Origin of the sequence: Xanthobacter autotrophicus, from assembly GCF_029991245.1 — a bacterium.
GTDB lineage: Bacteria > Pseudomonadota > Alphaproteobacteria > Rhizobiales > Xanthobacteraceae > Xanthobacter > Xanthobacter autotrophicus_C.
On record NZ_JAIVFO010000340.1, the window covers coordinates 1 to 487 of the forward strand.

Below are 487 nucleotides of genomic sequence, written 5' to 3' on the forward strand. Positions count from 1 at the left end.
GAACAAAACAGCTTGAAGAAGAATTAAAACTTGAGCTTGAAAGAACTGAAAGATATTTAGAACAAGAAAAAGAAAAAAATGACATAATCTACGAGCTTGCTGATGAAAAAACTAAAAAGCTAATTGATTTAGAAAATAATTACAATAAAATGCGGGATAGAATAAATGAAAACACTATTTTAACGGAAGAAGAAAAATTTAATTTGCTTAATCAATTACAAGAGCGATACACACAAAAAAAATTAGAACTTATTAATCAAGAACAAGAAGCAGAAAGGCAAAAACTTGCTGGCGAGCTACAAAATGTTGCTACATCAGCACAGGCACAAGATTTATCAGTTAAAAGTTTGGGCAATGTTATAAGAAGTAAAATTAAAATGAAGTTTGCTGAAATAATTGCGGATGTTATTGCTGCTGCTTTTGCAAGTAGTGGGCTTTTAGGCTTTATTGTAGCACCTGTTATGGCTGCTGCTGCGGGGGCTTTGTT

The 487-nt window shown here is 32.2% G+C and carries 1 protein-coding gene; it reads left to right on the forward strand.

The features are described from left to right. Positions 1 to 487: hypothetical protein (locus tag K9U41_RS23105; protein ID WP_282643173.1), on the forward strand; the 487-nt coding region annotated here is incomplete at both ends.